Here is a 23,560-nt window from a genome sequence, read left to right as displayed (position 1 = left end):
AATTAATTGAATAATTCTAAATTTTCAAACCACATATTTTTAAGAACTTCTCCTTTAGTATTTATATAAGCCCAATCTTTTTCTTTTACTCTAGCTAAGCCATCTTTAAATCCTTTAAGATTATTTTTTTCGAAAATTGAGAAACCTCCTGCGGTAATATCATATTTTTCTGGGATAACTAATTGCCCTTCGGTATTAATAAACCCCCATGCTTTTGAAGATTTTACTGGAGCTAAACCATCTTCACTAAAAATCTCTGCATCTTTATATTGAAAAAGAATAATTGTTTCTCCTTTTGTATTAATATAACCCCAACTTTTATCTTTCATTACTGGTGCCAAACCGTTTACAAAAGCGCGAGCTTTATCGTAAGTAGGTTCTATAATCCATTCGCCTGTATTGTCAATATACCCCATTTTACCATCCTTTTTTGCATAGGTATATTTGGAATTATTAGAGAAGTCCCATATTTTTTCAGCGCCAGTAACTATTTTAAATTCGTTATTAATGATTAATCCGTAATTATCTCCAAGGTTTGCCACAACATTTCCTTCGTAATAGTTGCTTACACCATCGTATTCCGTTTTTACAAAATAATTTCCTGTAGGATCAATTAATCCCCATTTATCATTTTCTAAAACTTTAGCATAGCCATTTTCGAAATCGAAAACTTTTTTAAATTTTGCAGGCACAACCACTTCACCTTTGGTATTAATAAAACCAACGAAGTCACCAGTTCTAATAATGGCTAAACCATCTTTAAAATCGTATAATTTTTCTGTTGAAACGTTAGTCAAGGTAGGATCTCCTTTTGTATCAATGTAGATCCAAGTTTTATCTTTTAAAACTACAGCTATTCCTGAGTTAAATTCTTTTGTTTTCTCGAAGACAGGTTGGATAACCCATTCGCCTTTACGGTTAATAAAGCCCCAAGTTTTACCGTCTTTAGATGCCTCAGCTAGATCTCCAGAGAAATTTTTTGCCACTTTAAAATTAGGTTGAATGTGCCAGTCTCCTGTTTTGGTAATATAGCCATAAGTACCATTTTGGTTAGCTAAAGCTAATTCTTGAGCGTGAATATTCATGCCTAAAAAAAGCAGTACGATTAATAGCATTTTAGTTTTCATAATAAGAAATTTGATTTTTATGTTCTATTGTTAATGATAAAATCTTTAACAAGGTTAACATATGGATACATAATAACGTCTTCTGTAAAGATAGGAACTAAATTTCTAATCTCATCGTACATCTTTTTAGTTTTAGAAGATACTTTATCCTGAACTTCCAAATACTCAATAGCTTGCACAATGGTTATTATTTCAATAGATAAGACTTCGAATGCGTTTTCTATAACTTTTTTGGTAGTTAAAGCTGCATTTGTTCCCATACTTACAATATCTTGATTGTCGTTATTGTTAGGGATGCTATGAATGTACATTGGGTTGGAAAGCATCTGGTTTTCGGCAGTTGTAGAAGTGGCAGTAAATTGCACACCTTGCATTCCAAAGTTTAAACCTAATTTTCCAAGATTTACAAAGGGAGGTAACATGTTGTTTAATCTAGCATTAAGCAGATAGTTTAATTGTCTTTCTGAAAGCATACTCAGTTTTGCGACAACTAATTTAAGTTTATCCATTTCTAGAGATACATAATCTCCATGAAAATTTCCACCATGATAGACATGTTTCTTTTCTACATTAACAATTGGGTTGTCGTTTGCAGAATTTACTTCTTCAATTAAAATATTTTCTACATTGTTTAAAGTATCTAAAACAGGTCCTAAAATTTGAGGCACACAACGTAAGGAGTAATATTCTTGAACTTTATCTTCAAAAATAGAAACATCGTCGTTTTTAGAATATAAATGATGTTCTCTTTTTCTAGTTAAGGTGCTATCTTTTAAATGTTCACGCATGGCTTCAGCAATTTTGCGTTGCCCTACATGTCTTTTAGATTGGTTTAATTCGTAAGATAAATGGTCGTCGTAAGCTTTAACAATTTCATTTATTGCCGCCGAACAAGAAGTCATCCAGTCCAATAAACGTCTAGAGTATATGGTATTAATAACACCAATTCCTGTCATTACTGAGGTCCCATTCATTAAAGCCAAACCTTCACGTAATTCAACAGAAATAGGTTTTAGATTTAATGCTTTAAAAACATCTTGAGTGGCTTGCCTTTCACCTTTATAAAACACTTCGCCTTCTCCAATTAAAACCAATGCCAAATGTGCTAATTGTACCAAATCGCCACTGGCTCCAACGCCACCGTGTTCGTAAATTAATGGGGTTATATCTTGATTAATAAGTTCTGTCATTAATTCAATAACAGATATATGAACTCCAGAATGTCCAAGAGATAGGGTATTTAATCTAGCAAGCATGGCAGCTTTTACATACATGGGTGCAATAGGTTGCCCAGTTCCAGACGCGTGACTTCTTATTAAATTATATTGAAGTTGGATGCGTTCAGAATCTTTGATTTTATATTGTGCCATTGGGCCAAAACCTGTATTAACACCATATATTACTTTGTCTGCAGAAAATTCTTTTAAGAAATTAAAACTATCTTCAACCGTTTTAAAAACTTTTTTGTCTATTTGTATTTTGCTACCTTCAAAAATAACTTTATAAAAATCCTCTATTCCTAATGTCCCGTTAAATGTTAGCATCTATTTTTTATTCTGTAATTTTATATTGAAAATTTTAATAACTAAAACTAAAGTAGTTATTTTGGATTGCAAATTTATAACAATAAATCAATTAATACCATAAAGACCATGAACGATATACATGTTGATGTTTTAATAATTGGCGCAGGACCTTCTGGTTGTGTTGCAGCAGCTTATTTAAAGAATCAAGGTTATAACATTAAAGTTGTTGAAAAAAGTGTTTTTCCAAGATTTGTAATTGGTGAAAGTTTATTGCCAAGGTGTATGGATCATTTTGAGGAAGTTGGTTTAATTGATTGTTTAAAAGAAGCTAATTTTGAAGTAAAATCAGGAGCCAGATTTTTAAGAGGAGATATTGTTTGTAATTTCGATTTTAGTGATAAACACTCTGAAGGTTGGGATTGGACTTGGCAAGTGCCAAGAGCTGATTTTGATCATATTTTGGCAAACGAGATAATAAAGAAGGGTGTTGACCTCTCTTTTGAACATGAAGTTGTTGGAGTAGTTATTGCTGAAGATGGCTCATCTAAAACGGCCATAAAAACTAAAAATGGAGAAACTTACAATGTGCATGCTAAATTTATAATTGACTCTAGTGGTTATGGGCGTGTGTTGCCTAGATTGCTTGATTTGGATAAACCTTCGACTTTACCAGACCATTCCTCAATATTTACTCATGTAATAGATGCGAGAAGACCAGAGGGCGAGGAAGGAACTCGAATTACTTTTGATGTATTAGATAAAGACACTTGGTTTTGGGTGATTCCGTTTTCTAATGGAAATACAAGCTTAGGTTTTGTTAGTAAAACAGAATATATGGATTCTTTTGAAGGGACTACTACAGAACGTATGAAGCAGATGCTGAAACTTTCTGACTATTATTATGATAGATTTGAAGGTCTCGATTTCTTATTCGACCCAGTAAATATTAAGAATTATTCCAAATCTGTTAAGCAATTGTTTGGTAAAGGATATGCTTTAACGGGAAATAGTTCTGAGTTTTTGGATCCAGTTTTTTCTTCTGGAGTAACCTTTGCTACGGAATCTGCTTTGTTGTCTGCTAAATTAATTTCAAAAGAATTAAAAGGAGAACAAGTTGATTGGGAAGAAGATTATTCAAATTATATGAAATCTGGCGTGGCGGTTTTCTCTACGTATGTTAAAGAATGGTATACAGGGAATTTACAGACTTTGTTTTTTCATAGACCCGAAAATCTTGAAGTTAAAAGACAAATTTGTGCGGTCTTAGCTGGTTATGTTTGGGATGAAACCAATCCATTTGTTAAAAAACATGATAGAATAGTTAAGAATTTAGCGCATATAATAAATATGGAAAAAGAAAAAAGCGAGACTAATTAGTCTCGCTTTTTTTTCGATAAACAATTAAATTTATTTATTGTTTTTATACATATCTTTTACTAATGCTCTTGCAAAAATAATATAAGCATCGGCAATTCGCTGTCCAGAGTTGAAATCGTAGCCACCGCCTCCAGCACCTTCAACTTTCGTGTAATCTACGGAAATTAAAATGTCTTCTGGACTATCATTTTTATAAACAGTTAAAGTAACTTCAATTTTAGAGTTGTGTCTAACAACACCTACATTATATCCAGGATACATAAAGGTTGTGTGAATTTTCATAGTGTATTCTGCACTTCCTAGATCACGGTCAACTCTTACAAGACCATCTTTATACTTATCATTGAATGTTTCAATAAATCTAGGCTCATAAAATTCTTCTCTATCAGAGAACCAAGATTTTTTAAAAGCTTCCCCCGAACCAGGTTCTTTATCGTTACGTTTGGCCATTTTATCGTCTAAGAAGTCTTCCTCAGAATCGTATTTAGGGATCTCTAAATCAGAATAGTCAAAAACAAGATCATACTCTGTGATGCCTTTTAAATTGGACCAATCACCTTTGGTGACTTTTTCTTTTTGAGAAAACATGATTGACGTAGAAAATAATAATGCAAAAAATAATAATTTATTCATAAGTTAAGTTTAAATGGTTAATGAAGCGAATATAAAAGAACTTCATTTAAAATAACACACGAAAAGTTGCGTATTTTAATAAATTAATAATTTAATTCGTTTCTACTTCCTTTTTCTTCAAATTAGTAAGCATCTCGTTTGTAATATCGTCCAAAGAAAAAGAATGTTTCCAACTCCAATCTTCACGAGCATTGGAGTCGTCTATGCTTTTTGGCCAAGAATCAGCAATTTTTTGTCTAAAGTCTGGTTTGTAAGAAATTGTAAAATCCGGAAGGTGTTTTTGTATGGATTGAGTCATGTCTTTAGGCGTAAAACTTACTGCAGAAAGATTGTATGACGATCTTATTTTTATAGCTTCTGGTTTGGCATCCATAATATCTAAAGTAGCTTTAATAGCATCGTCCATAAACATCATTGGAAGTTCTGTTTCTTCAGAAAGGAAACACTCATATTTATTATCAGCAATAGCTTTGTGGTAAATTTCTACAGCATAATCAGTAGTTCCTCCTCCAGGAAGGGTTTTCCAGCTTATAATGCCTGGATAACGGATACTTCTTACATCTACACCATATTGATTGTGGTAATATTCACACCATCGTTCGCCTACTTGTTTCGTTATTCCATAAACAGTGGATGGTTCCATAATGGTATATTGAGGTGTGTTTTCTTTAGGTGTAGTAGGTCCAAAAACAGCAATACTTGAAGGCCAAAATAATTTTTTTATAAATCCTTCTTTCGCTAAATTTAAAACATGAAATAGAGAATCCATATTTAAATCCCAAGCTTTCAACGGGTATTTTTCGCCAGTAGCACTTAACATGGCTGCCATTAAATAAACCGTATTTATTTGGTGCTTATCAATACATATTTTTACTGAAGTATAATCTTGTGCATCTAAAATCTCGAAAGTTCCAGAGTTAACTATATCTAGATTGTTATAGCTAATATCGCTAGCAATAACATTATCTTTTCCGTGTATGCTTCTAAGTTTGTGTGTTAATTCGGATCCAATTTGTCCGCAGGCACCAATGATTAATATTTTTGGAGTCATTTTTGTAAGTTTTAATGTCTTCAAAAATAATAAGATTTTTGTTGAAGACTTGTATATTTAACTTAAAAAAACATGTTATTTATTAAACAATTGCCAAACAATGGGATGTGAAATCCCGAAATCTATATATTTGCTATTCATTATAGATTTTATGAAAAATATCTATAATTACTGTTTATAGAGCAAAGGAATGATTGCATTGAAGTTCCATGCCTGTAGAGAGAGACATATTAAAAATAAAAATTATACACCTATTCAGATGAAATTATTAATTAGTATATGCCTTTTAATTTGTTTAGTTTCTTGTGGTAATAGCAATGAAGATACGAGTCAAAATGAGCAGGATATTGCCTTGCCAACACTTTCTAAACAAAATATTCAGAAATTAAATTATACAGAGTATCTATTAGACTCGAAAGTTCAAGTAATAACAAAAAACTGGACTAAATACAATGAGTTGGCGGACGTTATCTCAAATTTAAAACAAGCCGATCTAGCCTTTTTTAAAGGTAATCAGGTAATTTTAGAAGCTTTAATAACCGATTTAAAAGAATCTATTCCAGAGCAGCTAAATTCTCCACCTATTATCTCTCGGATAATTGCTTTGGAAACCAAACTCTACAAACTAGAAAGTGTTGTAAATCTTTCAAACGCTACACCAGAAGAGATAATGGCTTCTATAAAGGAGGTGTTGGTTTCATTTTCAAATTTAAATCTTCAAATGAATAAAAAGATAGAAAGAGAATCTCAGAAAATTATCAAACCTTAAGTGAATTTATATAATCTTAACTCTTAAGCTTTTGTTAATATTTAAGGGGGTTTCAAATTCACTCTAAGTATTTAGTAAATTGCACTTTTTATAATTTAACCCAGACCCTATGAATAGAAAGTACTTAAAGTTACCACTTTATAGCATGGTAGCTTTTGCAGGCCTTGTAGCTTGTAAAGATGATTCAAAAAAAGAAATGGCAAAATTAGAAGTGGTGCAAGTACCAGGAATCAATTTAGATTTCATGGATACTTCAGTGGCACCAAATCAAGATTTTTTTAACTATGTTAATGGAACGTGGTTAGAGACTACAGAGATTCCAGATGATCAATCTGTTTGGGGAAGTTTTAATGAACTTCGTAAAAAGACCGATGCAGATGCTTTAAGTATCTTAGAGGAGGCTATGTCTGATAATAAGGATCTTTCTTCCATTCAGTTATTGCCTGGTTCAGATCAAGAAAAAGCTGTCTTTCTTTATCAAACCATAATGGATACTATTGGACGCGATAAACAAGGAATGGCTCCTATAGAGCCTCTCCTAGCTAAAATTGAGGCTATAGCAAGCATTGAAGACTTGCAAGCGTACATGATAGAGATGGAGCCTCAAGGTGGAGGTGGTTTATATGGTTTTGGTGTTGGTTCAGATCCTAAAGACAGTAACCGTAACGTCGCATATTTAGGTGGAGGTAGCACAGGTTTACCTGATCGTGATTATTATGTAAAAGACGATGCGGATTCTAAAGAAAAACGTGAAAAATACGTGGTTTACATGACCAAAATGCTGCAGTATTTAGGTGAAACAGAAGCTGAGGCTAGCGCAGAAGCCAAACAAATTTTAGCATTTGAAACCCGTTTAGCGGAAGCTAAAATGGATAAAGTAGATAGACGTGATGCAAGAAAGCGTTACAATCCAAGATCTATAGAAGAGGTACAAAAAATGGTGCCTTCTGTAAATTGGAAAAATTATTTGGAAGGAATTGGTGTTAAACAATTAGATACGGTTATTGTAGGCGATTTAAATTATTTCAATCGTTTACAAGAGGTGTTAGCTGAAGGTAATGTCAACGACTGGAAAGCATATTTACGATGGGATGCATTTAACAGTGCGGCAGGAAAACTTAGCACAGAATTAGAAACAGCAAACTGGGAGTTTTATGGTCGTGAATTAAACGGAGCAAAAAAACAACGTCCGCGTGATGAACGTGCATTAGGAGTCTTAAACGGTACTGTTGGAGAAGCTTTAGGAAAGCTGTATGTAGATAAAATGTTTCCACCTGAAGCGAAAGTGAAGGCTGAAAAAATGATTAAAAATGTTATTTTGGCATTTGAAAATCGTATCAATAATTTAGAATGGATGAGCCCAGAAACAAAGCAAAAAGCCATTGAAAAATTACAAGCAACATCTATTAAAATAGCCTATCCAGATAAATGGAAAGACTATTCTGAATTAGAAGTAGCAAGTGTTGAAAATGGAGGTTCTTACCTTCAAAACTCTTTAAATGCACGTGCTTGGAATTTTAATAAAGATCTTGAAAAGTTAGGGAAGCCAGTAGATAAAAGCGAGTGGTACATGGCACCTCAAGTAGTGAATGCCTACTTTAACCCTTCGTTTAACGAAATTGTTTTTCCAGCAGCTATTTTACAACCTCCATTTTATAATTATCAAGCAGACGATGCTGTAAATTATGGTGGTATTGGAGCGGTAATTGGTCATGAAATCTCTCACAGTTTTGATGATTCTGGATCACGTTACGATAAGGATGGAAATTTAAATAATTGGTGGACAGATTCAGATTTGGAACAATTTGAAGCTTTAGGAGCACAACTTGCAGATCAGTACAGTGCTATTGAGGTATTACCAGAGGTATTTATTAATGGTAAATTTACTTTAGGTGAAAACATTGGTGATTTAGGTGGTGTATTAGCTGCTTACGACGCCTTGCAAATGGATTTTAAAGAAAATGGTAGACCAGCAGATATTGATGGGTTTTCTCCAGAACAACGTTTCTTTATGAGTTGGGCAACTGTTTGGAGAATAAAAATGCGTGATGATGCATTAAAAACAAGAATAAAAACAGATTCACATTCCCCTGGAATGAATCGTGCCGTTCAACCTCTATTAAATGTAGATGCTTTTTATGAAGCTTTTAATGTTAAAGAAGGAGATAGCATGTACATTGCTCCGGAAGAAAGAGTTAGAATATGGTAATGTAAATTTTTAGATACTAAATAGAGAAAGCCAGCATAATTGCTGGCTTTTCTGTTTTTAAGTTCGAAGTTCATGCATCAGACTCTTTTATGGATATGGATTTATAAAGGAAGGTTGCTTGTCAATATTTCCTCAATTATGCCTAAGAAGTACCTGTTAATTGGTGCCGTTTTTGTTGAGTTAATTATCTTCAAAGTAATTTTGTATTATTTGAAATATACCTTGGTTTATTCCTAAATATTTGTTAATTTCATTAGATTATTCCCAATACTATAGATGATTCATTTTTGTAAGTATTTTTAAATAAAGAATCTGATTGGGATTTTTTTTAACAATTATAAATTAATCTAAAACGTATTTATTATGAAAAAAATTACTTTGTTATTTTTTACAGCCTTAGTAGCCACATTTATGTGGAACTCTGGCTATGCACAAACGGCTTGTTCTCAAGAAACCCTTGGTGGTGCAGAGGTGGAGGATGGTTATGGAAATCTGCAATTATTAATATTTGCGAACGATTTGGTCATAGATGCCGATACTGCCTTTACATTAAACACCATTCAGTTTAATGTATTGGTTACCCCTGGTGTTCCAGTAACTGGAGTACAATTTTATTTTTATAAAAACTCTGCTTCTGGAAATGGACCCGGCCTAGAATTAGGTTCTACTGCTGTGCAGGCACCAACGTCTATTACAAATGTGGGAACTGCATTTGGTTTTGATTTAATGCAGGTAAGTACAGACTTAGCTGTTCCTTATACGCTAGTAGGTAGTGCCACGGAAAGTATTTCTTGGGTTGGTGTAACCATAGAATACAGTGGCGCCAGTTCTTATATGGAAGTGGTTACTGCGCTTAATACGCCTAATGAATCTTATTTCTTGGCAAATGGAATCTGGGTTCCTGGTTCAGATCCAATTGATGGATTTGATCAGGCAGCCGATGGAGTTATGTCCTTTTTTGGAAATTGCGATGCCATTGCTTCTTGCGCTGGAATGCCTGACGCTGGAATAGCATTAGTTAATCCAACAATGGGCGGTCCTGGTACTTCTTATACCGTATCAGCTCAAGGTTATACTGTAAATGCCGGAATGTCTTTTCAATGGCAATCCAATACTAATGGTGCTGGTTGGGTAGATGAAGGTGCCCCTACAGTTGAGGTTTTGGCATATTCTGCAACGGCTCCTGCACAGGTTGGAGATTTGGTAGAATGGAGATTTTCTTCAACTTGTACAAACTCATCAGAGACTGCAATTTCTGGAGTAGCAACTTTTACTACTACAGAAGTTGAATATTGTGATGTGCTTTTTCCTAGTGGTGTTGAGCCAATTACTTATGTAAATTTTGCTGGTATAGAGAATACTACAAGTGCAGCAACTGGTGGAGCTCCTTTAGAAGACTTTACGGCTCAAATTGCTTCTGTAAATCTTGGTGAGGCCTACCCGATTGAAATAAAAGGGAATACGGATGGTGCTTTTACCACAAAAATTGTTGCATACATTGACTGGAATCAAGATGGTGTTTTTGATAATGCCACAGGTTCTAATGAGATGTATTTGCTTCCTGATATTTTTAGCTCAACCGGAGAAGACGGTGTCTCATCTATAGGTTCTATTACGGTTCCTACCTCCGCAATAATGGGAAATACTACCATGCGAGTTATGAAGAGATTTAATGTTGTAGCTGCGCCTTGTAATATAACAGGTTATGGTCAGGCTGAAGATTATACCGTTGAAGTCTCGGATGCAACTACAAGTATTGATGAGAATAATTTGTTAGCAGGTACTAGTTTGTTTCCAAATCCATTGAATGGTAATACATTCTATGTTAATGCACCAAAATTAAATGGGGAGAACATAGAAGTGAGGATTGTAGATTTGGCAGGTAGACAGATCTTTAATAATACTTTGGTTGTAAATAACAATAAATTAACTGTCTCTGTAAATGATGCCTTGACCTCCGGAATGTATCTTGTAACGCTTAAACATGCGGGAGAAGTGCACACATACAGATTGATTAAAAAGTAAATAAAGTTTATTGAATAATATTCTTTATAATAAAAAAAACCACCTCAAACTGAGGTGGTTTTTTGTTTTAAAATAAACTTTTGTTTAAGATCTGTTAAGAATTAATAAAAGTCATTAATCTAGAATGATTGTTTTTTTAAGCATCACGGCATCGTTTACAACAAAAGGTTTTGGAATCATGTTTTTTGGTCTTTCAGGAACATCAAATAATGGGTTGTCAAGCAAATTGAATGAATTCTCATAATAGATTACGCTTGTTTTTTGGTTTTTAGGAACTGTAAATTCAAGTTCCAAGAATTTATCATCAACCACATAATATTCAAATAATCGGTTAAAATCCCTATTATGAAACACGAACCCACTTTCATCTTTTTCAATCTCTAAACCATTCACATTGAAAGATGTGAATACATTTAAGGAATCGGCATAAATATCCATTCTGTTAACCAAACGTTGCGGTGAAATAAATAATTTTATATGTCTTTCTTCACCAATAATAGTATCTTTTTGGATATCTATAAATGGTTGTTTTATAGGTTTTATATTGGCTTTTTTACTAAAATTGAAACTGGTGTTGTATTTGCTTCCAAAGGTGGTTTTTGAAATAGCATGCTCTGTATCTGGAGATTCTGAAACATATGCTTTAGTCCAAGGATCTAATATATTGTCATAGCTTGCCCAAACAGCATCATCGATGTCTGTGTCTAAATAATAAACCAAGCTATTTGGTTTTGGATGTTCTTCATTAAAAGCTGAATTTAAATGAGCAAAAATAAATATTCCAATCGCACTTATAAATAAGAGATATGACCATCTGTTTTTATACTTAAAAAACCCAAGAACCGCTATTAATAAACCAAAAATTAATGTGACTAAAATGGTTGAAGCTAGTAGCAGTTTTAAACCCAAACCAACTGGAAACATTTGAATAAAAGGCGATAGGATGGTTAAAGCTGGAAATGCTAATAGTGTTAGTAAAATAAGATTAGGCTGCTTTTGTCTTACCAAAACAAACAGACTAATTAATGCGAAAAAAACTGGGATGACGAAAAAGCTTGCTCCTTCAAGTTGCCAAGCAATAATGGCACAAATTAGTAGCCAAATAAAGATTGGAGCGATTAGTAAACTAGCTGTGTTTTCTGGCTTGTATATTTTGTGATAAAACCAAAAGCAAATTCCCATGGATAGTAAGGAAAAAGCCCAAATATAGGCATGCCCATTGTATGTGAATCCTTGTAGGATTTCGGAATATTGCGGATATATAACCAATAATAATTTCCATCCAAAAAATCCAATAGCACCATTTATTATTAAAACTTCTAGAAATATGAGTGCTCCTTTTCCAATCTGTTTGGAGTTTAATGTTCTTTTACTTAAACCATAAAAAATTAGCCCCATAAAAATTACAATAGCCAAGATAAGCATAGGAATAATCCATGAAAAAGGGTAGCTAACGGTTTTAAATAAAGGCACGTTAAAATAAATAACATCCTCATCACTTTTTAAATTGTTGAGGTTTGCATCCGAAAAATAGTTTAACAAAGGCATTAAATAACTCCCTTGATGTTCTAGAGTATTTCTATCTAATCGATCATATGTATCTAAAGACGTGTGGTAATCGAAGTGGTCATCAATAAAAGCAAAGTTAAATCCATCAATATTTCCGTCTTCTCTAAAACGGGTTAAATCTGTATCGTTTGGTAATTTTTTATAAACACTATAAGCCAAAGAATTAGCCACAGGATAATCTGGATTGGCTTCTTTAAAACCAGAAATTAAATTATGATTTCCACCATTAGTTTCCATTAACATATAGCTTGGGCCACCACTTCCACGAGCTTCAAAATTTAATACCAAGCCAATGTCTTGTGCCCAAGGATGCTTATTTACAAACAATGAGGCGCCATTTAAACCTAATTCTTCGGCATCAGAAAACAAAATAATAATATCATTTTTCGGTGTTTTGCCTACCTGTCCGTCAGGCAGGTTTTCGTGTAAATAGGCTCTTAAACCTTCTAGAATAGTGACCACTCCAGAGCCGGCATCGCTGGCTCCTAAAGATGCATGCGATTTACTATCATAATGGGATAGTAGCATCAGGGCTTTTGAATTATCAGACCCTTTAATTCTGGCTAAAATATTTTTTGGTTTTGTAATGGTTCCCCAATCTGTTAGAATATAATCTTCTTGAATTTCGGTTTCTAAGCCCAAATCTTGTAAAGCATTTACTAAATAGTTTCTAACCCTTTCATGATCTGGACTACCAACGTAATGAGGGTTTTTAGAAATTTCTTCTAAATGAACTAAGGCTCTTTGGGTAGAAAATGAATTGTCTGGAGCATCTATAGTCGATATTTTACTAGGTAGTAATGCCGAAAAACTCCAGTAAATAGCTATAATAATAAGTGCTAAGGAAATTCCTTTTTTAAACATGGTATAGAGGTTAGTTAGTTTCTATAAAAATAAGAAATTATTCTCAGCTAAAGCCTAGTTAGGAAAACTCGTCTAATTTTGTTATATTTAAGATTAATTCTAAATTAAATAGTCATGGGTATAAAGAGTTTTCAAGGTGCTAGAAAGCAACAACCAAATTCATCGGAAGAATTTCCTTTTAAGGTAAGCGATGTCATGTGCAAAGACTTAATAACCTTTAAGCCAGATCAATCTATTGAACAGGTTATAGATATTCTTATTAAAAATAAAATTTCTGGTGGACCAGTTGTTAACGAAAACTACGAATTGGTTGGTGTTATTTCCGAAGGAGATTGTTTAAAACAAATTAGTGAAAGTAGATATTACAATATGCCAATGGAAAATGATAATGTTGAAAAACGCATGATTAAAGATGTCGAAACCATTGATGGAAATATGAATGTTCTAGATGCCGCTAATAAATTTTTAGAATCTAAAAGAAGACGGTTTCCAATTGTTGAAAATGGAAAATTGGTAGGGCAAATCAGTCAGAAAGATATTTTAAAAGTTGCCATGAATTTAAAAGGTCATGATTGGAAGTAATATCTATAAGTATCTACATTAAAATAGCCATCTTTCTTTTCTACTTCCTTGTAAATAACGGCTTTATTTAAGCAGCTTATTTCTATGTTTAAATTCAACTCGTATAATTTATTAGAAATAAAAATTTATCGTTTATCAGATTTTAAAGTTAGGTTATAAATCTTATATTGAGATCATCTAAGGTAAAATCAGACTAAAACATCTTTTTTGCATATCTTTGAAAAAAATTACTGTGTTATCAAATGCTTGTCAATACGCTATCAGATCCATCTTATATTTAGGAATGTGTTCCGATGAAGAACATAAAATTGGAGTAAAAATTATTTCTGAAGAATTAGAAGTGCCTCAACCTTTTCTGGCCAAATTATTGCAAAAATTAAATAAGAGTAACCTTGTTACTTCTACTAAAGGGCCTTATGGCGGTTTTTATCTAAGTGATGAAAATAAAGAAAAAACTGTCTGGGATGTTTTGTTAGAAATTGATGGTTCCGAGAAATTTAATCAGTGTTTTTTAGGTTTATCAAAATGTGGGGATGAAAATCCATGCCCTATACATTTTACCGTTATCGCCTTTAAGCAAAAGCTATTTAAAGACTTTAAGGAAAAAACCATAGCCGAATTTGTTGTGGAGATTCAATTGAAAGGCAGATATATCTCCTTAAAATCTTTCGAAATTTTAAACTAGTAATCACAGTTTTATAGTGTCTGTGCTGTGTAAACATAGATGCTTTTTTAACTCTCACGCTTTACTAGTGCATAAAATTCACCTTCTAGTGGCAGATATCCTTGGTCGTAAACAAAGTAATAAATAGTTCCTGCCTTAGTAGTATAAATGCTAGTAAAATAATTGAAATCAAATCCTTTCTCTATCAGTTTGGCTCTGGATGTTTTGGTTTTTTGATCTGGATTGAGATCTTCTAAAATTCGGTAATTTTTTCTTAATCGGTTATTGGTATTTCTAATCAGGTTTTTACTGTCTTTATTTACGCTATTATTAAAAGAGTTTCTACAAGCATCGCTACAGAATTTTTTATCAATTCTGCCTACAATTTTATCACCGCATTCTGGACATTGTTTTTGCATAGTTTTTTAATTAATGCCCATTATGGGCTTTCCATTTTATACCAACGTAAATTTAATTGCTCTTGTTCAGAATAAAAATCTTCCACATAGTGTAATCCGATTTTTAAAAGTGCTTGATGAGATGCCTCATTTCCTATTTCTGTGGTGGCAAATATCTCCGGAAGTTTCATAGTTTTAAAAGCGTATTCCACAGAAGCTTTGCCAGATTCTGTTGCGTAGCCATTTCCCCAGAAACGTTTTAGAAGTCTGTAACCTACATCGTAATATTTGGTAAAGCCATTCATGCTATATTCCGTATTTAAACGTATTCCAGACCAGCCTACAAAGTCTCCAGAAGATTTTTCTATAATAGCAAATCTGCCAATACCTCGATCTTCATATTGTGTTAGAACACTTTCTAAAATTTTTTCAGATTCTTCAATTGCTTTCACGGGGTTATTCCCTAAATATTTATGGACTTCGGGATCTGAATCTAGTTCAAACATACCTTCTAGGTCGGTTTTTCTTAAGTCTCTAAGGATCAGTCTTTCGGTTTCAATATGGAATTTCATAATAGAAGCAAGATACAAATTATTCATTTACAAATACCTACAAGGCACTTGCTATAACCAAGGTGTTTGTTTGATTTACTTTTTCAAAAACCGCTACTTTATATACATGGGATTTTAAATAACTAATAATAGATTCCAATTTACTTCCTAGAGATTTTTCTAAAGACGCGTTGAATATTATGATGCCATTAGTAGATTTTCGTTTTAAAACAAATTCCCAGAAATCTAATTCAAGAAATTGTTTTGGCACTTGAGTATCTATAAAAAGATCGATAATAATTAAGTCGAAAGTTTGGTTGTGGGTTTCTACAAAATGAAAAGCATCATCGCAAATAATCTCTAATTTTTCATATGCTTTTAGTTGAAATTCGTCTTTAGCAAGATCGATAATCACTTGATCGATTTCAATGGCTGTAATGTGTTTTTGATATTTAAAATCTTTACGTAGGGTTTCAATAACACTGCCACCACCAAGTCCAAGAAGGAGTACCGAATTAACTTTCGATAGGTTTATTTTTTCTAAACCAAACTTTAAAATTCGTTGTAACGAACCATAAGAATAGTTGGCATTTTTTGAGTTTAAATGCTTTTTTCCGTTGAACCAAGTTATTTCAAGAGTTCCGTTTTTATCCGATTCAATCTTTTTTGCAACAGGATAGATATAGCTTAAAATTCTTTTCATTGTCTGTAAAGATAAGACTTAATAAGGAATAATTATTCGTTTACAAACGACTACAAATATTTACAAACGAATTTAAATAGTTAATAACCGACTAACATTTGGAGGTGGTTGCATCTTTGTACCGTTGAATTGACCGAACGATATTCAATAGTATTAACTGTTTAACCCGCCATGCTTTTGGGCTGGCCTTAAAATTTAAAATTATGAAAACGCTTAGAAACAAAGTACAGTTGATTGGAAGATTAGGACAAGATCCTGAAATTATTAACTTTGAAGATGGTAACAAAATGGCTAAATTTTCTTTAGCTACAGACGATAGTTACAAAGACAAAAATGGACAAAAAGTGGAGCGTGCTTACTGGCACAACATTATTGTAAAAGGAGGCTTGGTAAAAATAGTGGAAGAATACATTACCAAAGGAAAAGAAATTGCAGTAGAAGGAAAATTAACAAATCGCTCTTGGGAAGATAAAGATGGTAAAAAACATTATACAACCGAAATTTTATGTAACGAGTTATTGATGTTAGGTAAATAGTATTTATAAAACTCGATTAAAATGCGATCTGGAATATTCAGATCGCATTTTTTGTTTTGAACAACTTGTTTTTAAAAGTAGATGTAATTTGTTTCTCATAGAAGGTTACTCGTATCCCAAAAAGTAAAATAAATCCACCCAAAACCATTTGCAGAGATATGGTTTCATTTATAAATATCCAAGCAAAAATGGAAGCCAAAATTCCTTGTCCTAATAAACTAACTGAAACTCTGGTAGCTCGCATGTGTTTGGTTGCATAACTAATAAGTAACCAGGCCAAAAGCTGACAAACAACTGCTTGGATAATTAAAACAAACCAACCCGTATTAGAAAAGCCAGTGAAGGGTTCGTCTAGAGCATAACTTACGAAGCCTAAATGAACAGACGACCCAATTAAACTGATAGTCATAAAGGAAAGTACATTCATAGTTTTTAAAACTTCTTTACTAATCAACATATAAATGGCATATAAAACGCCAGAAAGAATTCCAAAGCTAAAAGCTAAATCAAAATCTAGATTTCTGAAAACGGTAAAACCAACCAACATCATCATCCCAAAAACTGCTATAATTGTTCCTATCCAGAAATTTGTTTTTGGCTTGTCTTTTAGAAAAAATAATGATAATACACCAAGCCAAACAGGAGATAAATTTGTTAGCAATGAGGCTTGAGTAGCTGTAGATTCTTGGATGGCAATATTCCAAACTGCTACATCACTCCCAAAAATAACACCGCAAAGAAGAGCCAAAAGTCCCGTTTTTAAATTTGGAATTTTTAGTTGTCTGCTAATTAAAACATACGGTAATAGCAACAGCAATGAAAACAACATTCTATAAAATGCCGAAATCACACCTGGAGTCAGGTTTAACTTTACCAAAATAGGGAATATAGAAATACAGATTATTCCAATAACTAATGCAATTCTTGCCTTTTTCATCTGAAAACTATTTAGTGACTTTAAATGAAGCGGCAAAAGTACTTCTACTTTACGGATATATGTGAGACTATATTCACATTTTGTGGTTAAATATTATCCTGTTTTTACTTATGAAGTTTTAATTGAATACGTTTTCGAGCCACATCTACTTCCAAGACCTTTACAATAACTTGCTGGTGTAGGCTAACATGTTCATTGACATCACTTACAAAGCTGTCTGATAAATTGGAGACATGAATTAAACCACTTTCTTTAATACCAATATCTACGAAAGCACCAAAATTGGTCACATTATTTACTATACCAGGAAGCAATTGTCCTTCCTGCAAATCGTTAATGGTTTTTATATTTTGATTAAAAGTGAATACTTTTGCTTGCTCACGAATATCTAAACCAGGTTTTTCAAGTTCTTTTATAATATCCTGAAGTGTTGGTAAACCTACAGAATCTGTACAATATTTTTTTAAATCTAGTTTTTGAAGTAGCTCTTTGTTTCCAATCAAGTCTGAGACATTTTTGCCTAAATCTTTAGCCATTTTTTCAACAATCCCATAACTTTCTGGATGCACAGCCGAATCGTCTAACGGATTTTTAGCCTCTTTAATTCGTAAAAAAGCAACACCTTGTTCAAAAGCTTTATCTCCCAAACGAGGTACTTTTTTAATAGCAGTTCTGGATTTAAAAACACCGTGTTCTGTACGGTAATTAAAAATGTTTTCGGCTAATTTAGGTCCAATTCCAGAGACATAGCTTAGCAAACTGGTACTCGCTGTATTGATGTTTACACCTACAGAATTCACACAACTTTCAACTACAGTGTCTAATTCACTTTTTAGTTTTGTTTGATCTACATCGTGTTGGTATTGTCCAACACCAATGGATTTGGCATCAATTTTTACGAGTTCAGCTAGCGGATCTTGCAAGCGTCTTCCTATAGAAACCGAGCCACGAACGGTGACATCGTAATTTGGAAATTCGTCGCGAGCAATTTTGGATGCCGAATAAATACTGGCTCCAGCTTCACTAACAACAAAAACCTGAATATCGTTTTTAAAATGTATTTTTCTGATTAAAGCTTCTGTTTCACGAGATGCTGTTCCGTTACCAATGGCAATTGCTTCAATTTTATAGGCTTCAGAAAGGGAGCCTATTTTTTTCATGGCTCCTAAGGCATCACTCTTTGGAGGATGAGGATAGATGGTTTCGTTGTGTTTTAAATTTCCTTGGGCATCCAAACACACAATTTTACAGCCTGATCGAAATCCAGGATCAATAGCTAAAACACGTTTTTCACCTAAAGGCGAACCTAATAATAATTGTTTTAAATTTTTCGCAAAAACATTAATAGCAGATAAATCGGCTTTTTCTTTGGCATTTTGAAGTGCTTCATTCGATAAAGATGGAAATAATAATCGTTTATAAGCGTCTTGAATGGCTAATTCAATCTGCTCTGAACAGGCATTGTTTGATCGCATAATGCGATCTTCTATGTTTGACAAAGCTTTCTCATTATCAATCTCGATTTTTACTTTTACAAAACCTTCTTTTTCTGCTCTTAAAATAGCTAATAACCTATGAGAAGGGATACGGCTTAAAGCTTCTTCCCATTCAAAATAATCTCTAAATTTTTGAGCGTTTTCATCCTCCTTTTTCGATTTCACTACTTTGGTAGAAATCCTAGCAAAACGTTCTAACTGTTTACGTATGTTATTTCTAACATCGGTACGTTCATTGATCCATTCAGAAATAATATGTCTAGCACCTTCCAAAGCATCTTCCACAGAGCCAACATTTCCTTTTACGTATTTATATGCAATAGATTCAACATCTGAAGCATTCTGGCTCATTATGATTTTTGCCAAAGGCTCTAAGCCATTTTTTCTTGCAGTTTCAGCTTTGGTTTTTCGACTTTTTTTGAAAGGTAAGTAGAGATCTTCAAGAGTTGTTAAATCTTGTGTTTTCTCTATTTTCTGTTTTAATTCGTCTGTTAAAACATCTTGTTCCTCTAAAGCTTTAAGAATGGTTGCTTTTCGTTTCTCTAAGGCTTCAAATTGCTCTTTATATTTTACAATATCTCCAATTTGAACTTCATCCAAATTTCCAGTGCGTTCTTTTCTATAACGAGAAATAAACGGAATGGTACAAGCCTCATTTAATAATTCTACGGTGTTTTTTACTGAAACTTCAGGAAGTTGTGTTTGGGAAATTATATAGGAAATCATAAATCTATTTTGAAAGTCGAAAATACTAAAAAAACCTCGCAGTACATAGTCTACGAGGTTTTCCTTTTATAGGGAGATAATGGACTTATTCTGCCGTTTCAAAAACTGCCAAAGGCGCCATTTTTGCCTTATTTAATGTCATAGTATTTCCGTTAAGGGAAAAGTTATCAGCTGTATTAAGCACATCCATAAATTGGTCTTCAATAGTCATGTCTGGGCAAGCCATCATGGTTGTAGCTATTTTGGAAAGCTCAAGTTGCGTATTGTTTTTAATTTTATAGGTTCCAGAAAAAGTATTACAACCAGCATGTCCAAACACACGATTCTCTTCAGTAGCAAACGAAATAAAGGCTTCGCTCTCTGAGATGTCTTTCCCCTTGAGTTTTACCAATATCCATTTGGTGTCTGTAAAAACAATGTCGTCATCTTGAGACACATTTTGTTTTTTTAGAATATATAAATCGGCTAATTCGCCTGTTATTTTATTCCCAGATTGATCGAGTTGCGTCAAAGTATTTTCACCTGCAAAATAAGATGTTTCATTATCGTCTGATAACATAATTTTCTGACCATTATCAGTCCATTTTATATAACCACGACTATCAAATACACCATCTTTTTTTCCTAGATAATTATCTTTGGCTACAAAAGTTTGGTCTTTATTTATGGTAATCGTTCTTTCAATACCTTCACAGTCTGCACATGGAAGGGTTCCAATATATGTGCCTTCCCAATCTAATGCATTTTCACTTGTATGGGAATCTATTACAACTTCTTCAACAATAATATCTTCGGAAGCCGTTTCAGCATTCTTTTTTTCATTGGAATTACAACTTGTAAATAAAACAAGCATGATAGCTGTTAATTCAAAAAATCTTAAATTCATATATACGCTATTTTTAATTATTTGCTTGTTTTTGAGCATCGTCAATCATCTGTTCATTTGGTAATATGGCAATGTTAACACGTCTGTTTTTAGCACGTCCATCGGCAGTTGTATTATCATGCATTGGTTGGTTTTCTCCAAACCAATTGGTTGTAAATCTACCACTACTTAAGCCAAGTCCTTTCAAATAATTTGTTACTGCATATGCTCTGTTTTTGGAAAGCGTCATGTTATAATCACTAGCTCCCACACTGTCTGTGTGTCCAACAACCAAAATATTAGTGTCTGGATATTCTTTAAACACATTAGATAATTTTTTTAAAGTAGCTTCAGAAGCGCTATTGATATTATATTTATCTGTTGCAAAATACACACCACTATTTTCATCGAACGTTATTACTATCCCATCATCCACTCGTTCAACTTGAGCTCCAGGAATTTCATTTTCAATTTGTTGCGCCTGTTTGTCCATTTTATTACCAATAAGTACGCCAGCTCCACCGCCTACAACGCCACCAATTACAGCTCCTAATGCACCATTACCACCTTTACCAGCATTGTTACCTATTATGGCTCCTAGAAGAGCACCACCAGTAGCACCAATTACAGCGCCTTTTTGCTTGTTGTTTGCATTATCTACAGTCTTGCAACTTGTAAAACTTATTATTAGGACACTTGCAAGTGCCATTATTTTAAATTTATTTATTATGGATATCATATTTTTATAGTTTAGTAAAATTCATAATTATTGTAAATGGCTTGTTGTTAACAGTAACTGTTTGTTGCCATTGCATATTGGTATCTGATAAAGCATTTAATTTCAATCTGAAACCTTGACTTGTTTCCGACTTGCCTTTTTTGTTTGTTGGTTTTAAGAGAAAGTCATAAAGTCCTGTAGTTTCGTCTACTTCTTGGATGGTAAATACAAAATAACGTTCTCCTGTAGAACAAGAGGTGTCATTGATGGTATACAATCCGGTATTATTATTTGGAATAAACTGCCAAGTACTTCCTTCAAAGCAAGCTTTAGAAGCATCATCTAGAAGCGACACGTTATATGTTCCCACTTCGCTATAGCTTATGGAATTAAGTGTCCAATCTCCTTTAATTACTTTTTTGGAATCTCGAACTGTTTTTGTGCCTCCACATGAAAGCATGGTCATTGTTAATAGTAAAATAATTAGGTTTTTCATAAGTTGTATTTTAGTAATAAATCAAAAATAGAGGTTAAGTAATTTCTGGATTGATGCAAAAAAATAAGAAACTACTTCATATGCATGAATGACTATCTTAAATACGGAATTAAGAATGCTTTAGATGTTCATGTTAGTAAGGAACGATAAGAAGTTTCCTATTTAATTTAAAGAGAGTTTGTTGACTTAAGATTTTAACGTAAGAAATAATATAATGACATAAAAAGACTAATTAGGCCACTTTTTTCAAAAGGTCAAAACAAGGACATTTTTTACAACGCTTGCTTTCTTTCTTCTTGAATTTTTCGCAGCAACTACTTTTTACTTTATCAGTAATCATACCTGAGGCTTGTAGCGCTTTTAAAGCTTTTTTCTTTTCTTTTTTTTGCTTCTTTTTTCCCAAAACAAATACGTTGTATTAGACAATGGGGCAAAAATAGTTATTTTTAATGAATCTAAATAAACTATTATGTTAAAAATTTATCCCTTATCTGTTGATGCAGAAGTTATTGTAAGTTGTTGAATATCTCTATCAAACAAATAGAGGCCACCTTTGTCGTCTCCAATCAGGTTAATTTTATCTAAAATAGATCTAGCCATAGCTTCTTCTTCAATTTGTTCGGCTACATACCATTGCAGGAAGTTATGAGTGGCATAATCCTTTTCTTGTAAGCTAATATCTACTAAATTGTTGATGCTTTCTGAAACAAGTACCTCATGCTCATATAAAGTTTCGAACATATCCTTAAACGATTTATAAGTGACGTTAGGAGCTTTTAATTGAGAAATATGTGCGTGTCCACCACGTTCATTAATAAACTTCACAAACTTAAGCATGTGATCTCTTTCTTCGTTAGACTGTGCAAACATAAATCCTGCAACACCTTCTAGACCTTTAACTTCGGCCCAACAGGCCATAGCTAAATATATTTGAGAAGATTCTGCTTCAATTCTAATTTGTTCGTTTAATACTTTCTCTATTGATTTAGATAACATAATTTCTGCTTTTAGTCAAATTTAAGCAATCTTTTAATCATTTGCAGTGCAAAAACGATAGACATTTTAAAAGAATGTTATTTTAATTTAGAATGCTTAAATACTATTTATTTTGGAATAAAGTATAAACATATGGACGTGCTCCACCAAAAGGGTTGATAAACGTAAAGTTGAAAGAATCTATAAGTTTAAAGTGATTTCCTAGCTTATTTTGTAGCATTCCTACATTGTAACGTTTTAAATCTAAACCACAACATTTTTCGGCACCATCTAATGCGAACACAGCAATCAAAACAAAGCCACCCTTTGTTACTATGCTTTTAATGAGGTCGAAATAGGCTGTTTGCTCTTCCTCCTTTAAAAAGAAATGAAGCACAGCTCTATCGATCCATAAATTTATAGGTTCTAAGGTTTTTAGTTTTGTTGGATGGGTTAAATCGTCTGCAATCGTTTTTAAATGGTAGTTATGAGATTGCTTGATTCGTGTTTCTAGCTTCTTTAAGGCTAAATCGCTTAAATCGTTGGCAATAATTTTGGTGTAACCTGCATCTAAAAGTGAATCAATTAAAGTGGTAGTTCCTGCTCCAACATTTAAGATTCTAGCATCCTTTTCAAGTTTGCAAGTTTCAATTAATTGCATGGTTGGAGTGGGATTTTCTTCAAACCAGCCCAATTGATTATCTGCTTTGTCGTAAGCTTTGTTCCAGTGTTCTTTTATGTTTTGAGTAGTTTCCAAAAGGAA

The 23,560-nt window shown here is 33.1% G+C and carries 23 protein-coding genes; 7 read left to right on the top strand and 16 right to left on the bottom strand.

Annotated elements, in window-relative coordinates; all coding sequences use genetic code 11:
* Positions 1-2: 2 nt before the first annotated feature.
* Positions 3-1,127, bottom strand: coding sequence for a WG repeat-containing protein (locus IEV77_RS01910; protein ID WP_188461301.1), 1,125 nt, complete (start codon positions 1,125-1,127; stop codon positions 3-5).
* A 17-nt stretch (positions 1,128-1,144) separates the two neighbouring features.
* A complete protein-coding gene (gene flxA / locus IEV77_RS01905) occupies positions 1,145-2,671 on the bottom strand; it encodes a flexirubin biosynthesis tyrosine ammonia-lyase FlxA (protein ID WP_188461299.1) in 1,527 nt (508 codons plus the stop codon).
* 108 nt (positions 2,672-2,779) lie between these two features.
* On the opposite strand from flxA, the gene IEV77_RS01900 reads away from it, so the two are divergent.
* Positions 2,780-4,030 (top strand): NAD(P)/FAD-dependent oxidoreductase, encoded by a 1,251-nt coding sequence (locus IEV77_RS01900; RefSeq protein WP_188461297.1) that lies wholly within the window; start codon positions 2,780-2,782, stop codon positions 4,028-4,030.
* Positions 4,031-4,060: 30 nt separating this feature from the next.
* On the opposite strand, the gene IEV77_RS01895 is transcribed toward IEV77_RS01900, so the two are convergent.
* Entirely contained in the window at positions 4,061-4,663 is a 603-nt protein-coding gene (locus IEV77_RS01895) for a hypothetical protein (protein WP_188461295.1), read from the bottom strand.
* Positions 4,664-4,754: 91 nt separating this feature from the next.
* Entirely contained in the window at positions 4,755-5,714 is a 960-nt protein-coding gene (locus IEV77_RS01890; protein ID WP_188461293.1) for an NAD-dependent epimerase/dehydratase family protein, read from the bottom strand.
* 259 nt (positions 5,715-5,973) lie between these two features.
* On the opposite strand from IEV77_RS01890, the gene IEV77_RS01885 reads away from it, so the two are divergent.
* The 3 genes from IEV77_RS01885 (at position 5,974) to IEV77_RS01875 (ending at position 10,717) form a co-directional block, all read left to right on the top strand.
* Positions 5,974-6,483 (top strand): hypothetical protein, encoded by a 510-nt coding sequence (locus IEV77_RS01885; protein ID WP_188461291.1) that lies wholly within the window; start codon positions 5,974-5,976, stop codon positions 6,481-6,483.
* A gap of 109 nt (positions 6,484-6,592) precedes the next feature.
* Complete coding sequence (locus tag IEV77_RS01880; protein ID WP_188461289.1) at positions 6,593-8,692, top strand: M13 family metallopeptidase; 2,100 nt, start codon at positions 6,593-6,595, stop codon at positions 8,690-8,692.
* A gap of 363 nt (positions 8,693-9,055) precedes the next feature.
* Complete coding sequence (locus IEV77_RS01875) at positions 9,056-10,717, top strand: T9SS type A sorting domain-containing protein (RefSeq protein WP_188461287.1); 1,662 nt, start codon at positions 9,056-9,058, stop codon at positions 10,715-10,717.
* Positions 10,718-10,831: 114 nt separating this feature from the next.
* Here IEV77_RS01875 and IEV77_RS01870 read toward each other — a convergent pair whose 3' ends face one another.
* A complete protein-coding gene (locus tag IEV77_RS01870) occupies positions 10,832-13,150 on the bottom strand; it encodes a M28 family peptidase (protein WP_188461285.1) in 2,319 nt (772 codons plus the stop codon).
* Between the two features lie 114 nt (positions 13,151-13,264).
* Here IEV77_RS01870 and IEV77_RS01865 point away from each other — a divergent pair, with 114 nt between their 5' ends.
* Together IEV77_RS01865 and IEV77_RS01860 are read left to right on the top strand one after the other, a co-directional pair.
* The gene (locus IEV77_RS01865; RefSeq protein WP_188461283.1) at positions 13,265-13,732 is read left to right on the top strand and encodes a CBS domain-containing protein; all 468 of its coding nucleotides are present in this window, start codon (positions 13,265-13,267) and stop codon (positions 13,730-13,732) included.
* Between the two features lie 217 nt (positions 13,733-13,949).
* Complete coding sequence (locus IEV77_RS01860; RefSeq protein WP_229736556.1) at positions 13,950-14,417, top strand: RrF2 family transcriptional regulator; 468 nt, start codon at positions 13,950-13,952, stop codon at positions 14,415-14,417.
* A gap of 47 nt (positions 14,418-14,464) precedes the next feature.
* On the opposite strand, the gene IEV77_RS01855 is transcribed toward IEV77_RS01860, so the two are convergent.
* Genes IEV77_RS01855 through IEV77_RS01845 form a run of 3 tightly spaced genes read right to left on the bottom strand, consistent with a single transcriptional unit; the run spans position 14,465 to position 16,048 of the window.
* Positions 14,465-14,815, bottom strand: a complete 351-nt coding sequence (locus tag IEV77_RS01855; RefSeq protein WP_188461281.1) for a hypothetical protein — start codon at positions 14,813-14,815, stop codon at positions 14,465-14,467.
* Positions 14,816-14,835: 20 nt separating this feature from the next.
* Complete coding sequence (locus tag IEV77_RS01850) at positions 14,836-15,366, bottom strand: GNAT family N-acetyltransferase (protein WP_188462931.1); 531 nt, start codon at positions 15,364-15,366, stop codon at positions 14,836-14,838.
* 37 nt (positions 15,367-15,403) lie between these two features.
* Positions 15,404-16,048 (bottom strand): spermidine synthase, encoded by a 645-nt coding sequence (locus IEV77_RS01845; protein ID WP_188461279.1) that lies wholly within the window; start codon positions 16,046-16,048, stop codon positions 15,404-15,406.
* Between the two features lie 203 nt (positions 16,049-16,251).
* On the opposite strand from IEV77_RS01845, the gene IEV77_RS01840 reads away from it, so the two are divergent.
* Positions 16,252-16,584, top strand: coding sequence for a single-stranded DNA-binding protein (locus IEV77_RS01840; protein ID WP_188461277.1), 333 nt, complete (start codon positions 16,252-16,254; stop codon positions 16,582-16,584).
* A gap of 37 nt (positions 16,585-16,621) precedes the next feature.
* On the opposite strand, the gene IEV77_RS01835 is transcribed toward IEV77_RS01840, so the two are convergent.
* The 8 genes from IEV77_RS01835 to IEV77_RS01800 form a co-directional block, all read right to left on the bottom strand.
* Positions 16,622-17,521 carry a DMT family transporter gene (locus tag IEV77_RS01835; protein WP_188461275.1) on the bottom strand — a complete coding sequence of 300 codons (900 nt, stop codon included), beginning with the start codon at positions 17,519-17,521 and terminating at the stop codon, positions 16,622-16,624.
* Positions 17,522-17,625: 104 nt separating this feature from the next.
* Positions 17,626-19,743, bottom strand: coding sequence for a Tex family protein (locus IEV77_RS01830; RefSeq protein WP_188461273.1), 2,118 nt, complete (start codon positions 19,741-19,743; stop codon positions 17,626-17,628).
* A gap of 85 nt (positions 19,744-19,828) precedes the next feature.
* Positions 19,829-20,629 (bottom strand): META domain-containing protein, encoded by an 801-nt coding sequence (locus IEV77_RS01825; RefSeq protein WP_188461271.1) that lies wholly within the window; start codon positions 20,627-20,629, stop codon positions 19,829-19,831.
* A gap of 13 nt (positions 20,630-20,642) precedes the next feature.
* The gene (locus tag IEV77_RS01820; protein WP_188461269.1) at positions 20,643-21,347 is read right to left on the bottom strand and encodes a YiaD family glycine zipper/OmpA-like lipoprotein; all 705 of its coding nucleotides are present in this window, start codon (positions 21,345-21,347) and stop codon (positions 20,643-20,645) included.
* Positions 21,348-21,351: 4 nt separating this feature from the next.
* Positions 21,352-21,822, bottom strand: coding sequence for a lipocalin family protein (locus IEV77_RS01815; RefSeq protein ID WP_188461267.1), 471 nt, complete (start codon positions 21,820-21,822; stop codon positions 21,352-21,354).
* Positions 21,823-22,054: 232 nt separating this feature from the next.
* Positions 22,055-22,225 carry a hypothetical protein gene (locus tag IEV77_RS01810; protein WP_188461266.1) on the bottom strand — a complete coding sequence of 57 codons (171 nt, stop codon included), beginning with the start codon at positions 22,223-22,225 and terminating at the stop codon, positions 22,055-22,057.
* A 77-nt stretch (positions 22,226-22,302) separates the two neighbouring features.
* Positions 22,303-22,818, bottom strand: a complete 516-nt coding sequence (locus tag IEV77_RS01805) for a ferritin (RefSeq protein WP_188461264.1) — start codon at positions 22,816-22,818, stop codon at positions 22,303-22,305.
* A gap of 103 nt (positions 22,819-22,921) precedes the next feature.
* Positions 22,922-23,554: a class I SAM-dependent methyltransferase gene (locus tag IEV77_RS01800; RefSeq protein ID WP_188461262.1), complete on the bottom strand. Its 633-nt coding sequence runs from the start codon at positions 23,552-23,554 to the stop codon at positions 22,922-22,924.
* Positions 23,555-23,560 lie beyond the last annotated feature (6 nt).

The organism is Xanthomarina arctica (assembly GCF_014638915.1).
In the GTDB taxonomy this organism is placed as follows: domain Bacteria; phylum Bacteroidota; class Bacteroidia; order Flavobacteriales; family Flavobacteriaceae; genus Xanthomarina; species Xanthomarina arctica.
The sequence above is the reverse complement of the archived record's forward strand: the minus strand, read 5'-3'. Positions and strand labels throughout refer to the sequence as shown.

Bases quoted from the DNA above. Each gene is read 5' to 3' on its own strand.
- IEV77_RS01900 (WP_188461297.1), top strand. From the start codon at position 2,780: ATGAACGATATACATGTTGATGTTTTAATAATTGGCGCAGGACCTTCT.
- IEV77_RS01820 (WP_188461269.1), bottom strand. From the start codon at position 21,347: ATGATATCCATAATAAATAAATTTAAAATAATGGCACTTGCAAGTGTC.
- IEV77_RS01845 (WP_188461279.1), bottom strand. From the start codon at position 16,048: ATGAAAAGAATTTTAAGCTATATCTATCCTGTTGCAAAAAAGATTGAA.
- IEV77_RS01850 (WP_188462931.1), bottom strand. From the start codon at position 15,366: ATGAAATTCCATATTGAAACCGAAAGACTGATCCTTAGAGACTTAAGA.
- IEV77_RS01815 (WP_188461267.1), bottom strand. From the start codon at position 21,822: ATGAAAAACCTAATTATTTTACTATTAACAATGACCATGCTTTCATGT.
- IEV77_RS01855 (WP_188461281.1), bottom strand. From the start codon at position 14,815: ATGCAAAAACAATGTCCAGAATGCGGTGATAAAATTGTAGGCAGAATT.
- IEV77_RS01910 (WP_188461301.1), bottom strand. From the start codon at position 1,127: ATGAAAACTAAAATGCTATTAATCGTACTGCTTTTTTTAGGCATGAAT.
- IEV77_RS01880 (WP_188461289.1), top strand. From the start codon at position 6,593: ATGAATAGAAAGTACTTAAAGTTACCACTTTATAGCATGGTAGCTTTT.
- IEV77_RS01840 (WP_188461277.1), top strand. From the start codon at position 16,252: ATGAAAACGCTTAGAAACAAAGTACAGTTGATTGGAAGATTAGGACAA.
- IEV77_RS01805 (WP_188461264.1), bottom strand. From the start codon at position 22,818: ATGTTATCTAAATCAATAGAGAAAGTATTAAACGAACAAATTAGAATT.
- IEV77_RS01865 (WP_188461283.1), top strand. From the start codon at position 13,265: ATGGGTATAAAGAGTTTTCAAGGTGCTAGAAAGCAACAACCAAATTCA.
- IEV77_RS01875 (WP_188461287.1), top strand. From the start codon at position 9,056: ATGAAAAAAATTACTTTGTTATTTTTTACAGCCTTAGTAGCCACATTT.
- IEV77_RS01890 (WP_188461293.1), bottom strand. From the start codon at position 5,714: ATGACTCCAAAAATATTAATCATTGGTGCCTGCGGACAAATTGGATCC.
- IEV77_RS01830 (WP_188461273.1), bottom strand. From the start codon at position 19,743: ATGATTTCCTATATAATTTCCCAAACACAACTTCCTGAAGTTTCAGTA.
- IEV77_RS01870 (WP_188461285.1), bottom strand. From the start codon at position 13,150: ATGTTTAAAAAAGGAATTTCCTTAGCACTTATTATTATAGCTATTTAC.
- IEV77_RS01825 (WP_188461271.1), bottom strand. From the start codon at position 20,629: ATGAATTTAAGATTTTTTGAATTAACAGCTATCATGCTTGTTTTATTT.
- IEV77_RS01895 (WP_188461295.1), bottom strand. From the start codon at position 4,663: ATGAATAAATTATTATTTTTTGCATTATTATTTTCTACGTCAATCATG.
- flxA (WP_188461299.1), bottom strand. From the start codon at position 2,671: ATGCTAACATTTAACGGGACATTAGGAATAGAGGATTTTTATAAAGTT.
- IEV77_RS01835 (WP_188461275.1), bottom strand. From the start codon at position 17,521: ATGAAAAAGGCAAGAATTGCATTAGTTATTGGAATAATCTGTATTTCT.
- IEV77_RS01885 (WP_188461291.1), top strand. From the start codon at position 5,974: ATGAAATTATTAATTAGTATATGCCTTTTAATTTGTTTAGTTTCTTGT.